Annotated in this window: 1 protein-coding gene; it reads right to left on the reverse strand. The window is 55.1% G+C overall.

What is annotated here, in order from left to right; all coding sequences use genetic code 11:
* On the reverse strand, positions 1-2,123 hold a 2,123-nt coding region (locus WCG50_RS19095), incomplete at its 3' end, for an MtrB/PioB family outer membrane beta-barrel protein (protein WP_336901177.1).
* Positions 2,124-2,182 lie beyond the last annotated feature (59 nt).

Genomic DNA, 2,182 nt, shown 5'->3' on the forward strand with positions numbered 1-2,182 from the left:
GTGCTGCCGTAGTTGTAGCTGATGGCGGTTGAACTGCTGGAGTAGGTGTAGTCAATACCGAACTGCATGTTGCCCACCGCACTCTGGAAACCCAAACCCAACACATCATTGTGGTCATCGGTGCTCATCGACCAAGCGTCTGAGGCCGGGCGCGAACCACCGATGCCGTTGACGTTGTCAGAGCAGGCTGAGTAGCCGTACAAGGCAAGGTTAGCCGCCGTACACGTGTTGACAACTGTGGCCAACGCGACGCCCGAGTTCATCTTCATCGCCCGCTGGCCCTGCTGGTAGGAATAGAAGGCGTAAAGGTTTTTACCGGAGGAGGGCTGGTAGTTCAGCTCCAGACTCAGGGAGTCCTGCTTGTCTTTGTCCATGCCGTAGAACGAATCGGGGTACTTGATGTCCTTGGTTTGCAAGGTTACACCCAGGTCCAGGTCTTCGCGGGCCTGAAAGTTCAGGCGGGCGTTGAAGATGTTCTGATCACGGTCGGCTTGATCATACTTACGGAAGTAGTAGGAGTAGCGATTGAAAAGATTGGCATTGTTTGCCACCGTTCCGTTAGCCGGGCTAAAGGCTGTATAGCCAAGTGTGCCCGCCAAACGAATCTGGGTTGCCGGGTCCAGGCCGGGTAGCGCTGTACCCAAGTCTGCAAAGGTCCGGTAGTTGTAATCACTGCCCCGTTTGCGGTCGGTCTCGAAGGAGGTGCGCAAAGTCGCGTTGCCCAGGCCGCGATTGACGTAACCAAGTTTCAGCTTGTCCTCCCAGGTCTTGTCGCGCTCCCGGAAGGTGCGCGTAAAGTCCTCACGCTCCAGGGCCGCATTGACGCTGCTGGTGCGGGTCAGGTCGTAGTCGGCAGACAGGCCATAGTTCATCTGCTGGGTGGAGCGTGCCTGACCGTAGACAGGGATATTGGCGCCGTTGGCAACGCTGGTAGCCCCATTGGTTGTCACACCAAAAGTGCAACCTGGAACCGCAGGGTAGCCAGCTGGAATATAACAATTATTTCCTGCAATCCCAGGCGTGGCACCGGGCTTCAAACCGACGATCAAATCACCCACCGTACCACCCGCATCCACTATGCCACGGCCAAACTGGCCGGTCAGGGGGTTGTAGGCCATGTAGCCGCCTTTATTGGCCGTGTCATAGAAACGGAAAGACCCCTTCATGCCCAGTGCATCGGTGGGTTTAACGGCCAGGCCCAGATCCAGTAAAGTGGTGTCTATGCGCTGTTTGGAAGTTTGCTGACTCAGTGCATTGACCCCGCTCCAGTTGGAGACGAGCGAAGTACCCGTGGCATAACCAGGGTTGGGTTGGCCTGCAGATATGCCATTACCAAACTGGCTAATACCATTTCTTTGTAAATCGGCCAGTTGCATCGGAGAAAGTGGCGCCAGCAAAGCATCATCTTGCTGACTGGTTCCCCACGACACGGCAGCGTTGAAGCGGCCTTTGTAAAAGTCAGGTAACGAACGTGCAAACTCACCCTTCAGGTTGAACGCATTGTTGTCCGGATACAGGTCATAGGTAGCAGTCTGAATACCACCAACGGTTGTTGCAGCCGTCAAAAATGGGTACTGCACATTGAGTGTGCTGATGTTGTTCCTGAACAGCGACATGGAGGCGCGCACATTGGCCTGGGTCAAAGCATCGGCGTACTGCATACCCCCCAAAAATTCATGGGTGGTGTAGTCAATCGGCTCTGCAATATCGATCGAATTATTATTTTCATTCATCGCAAAGGGCCGGGCACCGGTTCGCGCTTCCTGGGTGTAGCTGGCATAGCCTTTCCAGTTGTCGGTGATGGTCTTGTCCATTCGGGCGCCGCCTTTTTTCCGAATCAGACTCAGCTCACTCTCAGGGATGGTGGCCAGTTTGCTGGCAATCGCCGCTGCCATGCCTGACTGCGCCGAACCAGCGATTAAATCACCCGCAGTTGTGTAATTCCCAGCCACCCCATTGATGGCAGCAACAGCAATAGCGCTTGCATAGGTTTTGCCGCCATAGCTCCAGCAAGGAGCAGCCGGGGTACAGGTTGAAGCCGCACCTACGTAATTGGCTGCACCTAGGGCGAAGGTGCCGGTGGTGACAGCTTTTGGCGCAGCAATTAGGCTAGAAAGGGTCAAATTTCCCGTTCCCTCGCCGTTAAAGAGAGGCTTCCAATTGCTGGTAAAAACATGTTGGG

The organism is Rhodoferax sp. (assembly GCF_037143375.1).
Lineage (GTDB): Bacteria > Pseudomonadota > Gammaproteobacteria > Burkholderiales > Burkholderiaceae_C > Rhodoferax.